The organism is Pseudophaeobacter flagellatus, from assembly GCF_021228235.1.
In the GTDB taxonomy this organism is placed as follows: domain Bacteria; phylum Pseudomonadota; class Alphaproteobacteria; order Rhodobacterales; family Rhodobacteraceae; genus Pseudophaeobacter; species Pseudophaeobacter flagellatus.
Window position 1 is genome coordinate 1 of record NZ_JAJQRG010000023.1, and the last position, 2,888, is coordinate 2,888.

General features: G+C 57.5%; 4 protein-coding genes. All 4 read right to left on the reverse strand.

Features of this window, described 5'->3' with window-relative positions; genetic code table 11:
* Window positions 1–65: 65 nt before the first annotated feature.
* Window positions 66–452 carry a hypothetical protein gene (locus tag LRK71_RS20395; protein ID WP_232405792.1) on the reverse strand — a complete coding sequence of 129 codons (387 nt, stop codon included), beginning with the start codon at window positions 450–452 and terminating at the stop codon, window positions 66–68.
* Window positions 449–1,984: an IS66 family transposase gene (gene tnpC, locus LRK71_RS20400; RefSeq protein WP_232405793.1), complete on the reverse strand. Its 1,536-nt coding sequence runs from the start codon at window positions 1,982–1,984 to the stop codon at window positions 449–451. Before tnpC ends, LRK71_RS20395 begins: the two co-directional genes overlap by 4 nt.
* Before the next feature lie 69 nt (window positions 1,985–2,053).
* A complete protein-coding gene (tnpB, locus tag LRK71_RS20405) occupies window positions 2,054–2,401 on the reverse strand; it encodes an IS66 family insertion sequence element accessory protein TnpB (protein ID WP_232405794.1) in 348 nt (115 codons plus the stop codon).
* Window positions 2,398–2,802 (reverse strand): IS66-like element accessory protein TnpA, encoded by a 405-nt coding sequence (gene tnpA / locus LRK71_RS20410; protein WP_232405795.1) that lies wholly within the window; start codon window positions 2,800–2,802, stop codon window positions 2,398–2,400. Before tnpA ends, tnpB begins: the two co-directional genes overlap by 4 nt.
* Window positions 2,803–2,888: the final 86 nt, after the last annotated feature.

The following is a 2,888-nucleotide window of genomic DNA, read 5'->3' on the forward strand; positions in this document are numbered from 1 at the left end:
GTATCCGTCCGGTGAAGGGGATTGGTTTTTCTGTGCGCAATCTGTCGACCAATACCGGGTTCTTGCTAGCGGCCTGCTGACCAACGGTCGATGAACTCCTCTACTTTCTTCAGCTGAAGGTCGTTTTTCGCCGCTTTGCGCAAAGCGGGGACAAGGTAATAAAACAGCAAATCCAACCTATCCTCAGGAATGTCAGACAGCCCGTCGGCAACGACCTTCAGGAAGTTCTCCAAGGACATAAAAGATAGAAAATCTTGGTATGGCCGGGCACTCGCAAAAGCTCGGCCCTGCAGAAACCGTCGTGCAAGTCGGAACTGATCGGCTACTTTCCAGCTCCTGTGTTTAATCGTCACGGGATAGCTGTCAGCGTATTTTTCCAGAAGATAGTTAGCCGCTTCATCAGAGGGCAGCTTGCGGAGAAACGCCGCTTCTATACGGTTTGCCTCATTCATGTTTTTTTGCACAGATTGTCGAGTGCCCCAAACCGCCACGGCATCAGCTCATCGATGCGAGTGATTTTGTGATCAGGGAGGCGTTCGAGCACCCATGCAAGCCATGCCTCGGGATCGACGTTGTTCATCTTGGCGGTCTCGATGAGGGTGTACGCGATGGCGGCTGCTTTGCCGCCCCCGACTGAGCCCATGAACAAGTAGTTCTTGCGGCCAAGCGCAATCGGGCGAATGCTGCGCTCACAAATGTTATTGTCCAGTTCCAGCCGCCCATCGCTGAGATAGGCCCGCGCTTTGGGCATGCGGTTCAGGGCATAACGGATCGCCTCGGCCAGTTTGGTTTTGCCCGAGATTTTGGGAAGCTGGACTTGCAGCCAGGCTTCCAGTTCATCAAAGACAGGCTTGGCCTTCTCCTGGCGCAGGGCGACACGTTCCTGGGGGGATTTACCCCGCACTTCCTTCTCAACCGCATAGAGGTCTGCGATTTGCTTGATCGCGCGCTTGGCGATATCCGCGCCGGTGCGCTCAAACTCGTCCACGAACTTGCGGCGCACATGCACCATGCACGCTTGTTCCTCGGCTTTGCCTTCGCCGAACAATCCGTTGAAGCCCGCAAAGCCGTCCGCGTGCACGGTGCCGGTATAGCCCGAGAGATGATTGACGGGATGTTCGCCCTTACGATCTGTGCTGAACTGATACCACGCGCAGGGCGGCGCCTCGCCGCACCACGGGCCTTCATTACGCACATAGCTCCAGAGCCGCGCGGTCTGGGTCTTCTTCGGCTTCAGTTTGCTTTGCAGTTTGACCGGCGTGTCATCGGCAAAAAGAGCGGGGCCTGCCCTGACCTGCTTGCCGATGTGATCGGCCAGTGGCTCCAGCAGTGCCGTGCTGCGACCCACCCAATCGGTCAAAGTGGAGCGGTGTAGTTCGACCTTCTCGCGGGCGAAGATTTTGGATTGCCGATCCAGCGGCAGATGATCGCAATATTTACCAACCAGCACATGGGCCAGAAGGCCCGGGCCGGGGCGACCGCGCTCAATGGGGCGCGACGGGAGTGGGGCCTGGGCAAAGGCCTCACAGCAGGTGCAGGTCATGCGTGGGCGGATAATGCGGCGCACGACAAAGCGACCGGGAACATACTCCAACTCCTCGGTGATATCGTCACCGATCTGGCGCAAAAAACCGCCGCACTCACCGCATTCTTCACCAACGGACAAAACTTCATCCTGTCGTTCCAAATGATCGGGCAATGGTTTGCGGCTATGCTGTCGTTTGGACGGTTTGCTGTCAGCTTCAGTTAGCTCGCTCTTTTGCACCTCAGCTGCGACTTCGATCTCGACGTCTTCCGCCAGATCGAATGCCAGTTGATCCAGGCTCTCGGATTTGGAACCAAACCGCGCCTTGCGATGTCCATGAAGTTCGGCCTTCAGCTTCTCAATCTGATAGGCTTGGGATTGCACCTCGGCCATCAAACGCTCGCTGACCGCCCGCAGTTCAGCGGGGTCTTCTGGCAAATGTTTGAGGGCGTCCAACATGCGGTTGGGTATAACCCGTTGCAGCAAAAAGGTGAATCGCAAACCGCCCGTTCGCGCCGATAACTTGGCCTATCCGGTGCTCAAGGGCCGCCATGTCTTCCGAGGCATTCGCCAATCGATCCCTTCCAGCAGCATCGATAATTGTGCGGCCGTCACGCTGACTTTGCCATCCTTGGCTGCAGGCCACACGAACCGCCCGCGCTCCAGCCGTTTGCTGAATAGACAGGCACCCTGGCTGTCCCACCAGATGATCTTCAAAAGATCGCCTCGGCGCCCCCGGAACACAAACAGATGGCCGGAATAGGGATCAAGTTCCAAGACCTTCTCCGCCTGCGCGGCTAGCGTATTGAACCCGCGTCGCATGTCCGTCACCCCGGCAGCCAACCACACTTGCGTGTTCGACGGCACCGGGATCAAGGTATCAGCCCTTCAACCAAAGACAGCACAGCTGACAGGGCTGTCGTGCCTTCCACCAAAATCCGCCGCCCATCGGACAACGTGATGTCAACGCGTTGCGCCGAGACTGGCTCGGTCAAGGTTGGGGCAGAAACCTGCATATCGGAAGGCGACGGCACCGGCACGGCATCTGCAATCTCGACGGGCAGAAACGCCGCCTCAATGGCATCCAGCACCTCACCGGCATCTTCTTCAGGCGCAAACCGAGGATCACGAAGCCACTTGTGGATCAAATTGGCATTCATCGAATACCGACGCGCCACTTGCGCAACCGATACGCCCGGTGCCCGTGTCTGCGCACAGATCGAGCACTTCTCGTCATCAGACCAAAACCGCTTCTTCTGACCCTTCTTGCCCGCCATAGAGTGCCCCATGATGTCCACTATCGATGGTGGACACTATCAAACACTCCATCGCGCCGTTAGAGCGGGGAAACCGGACGGATACG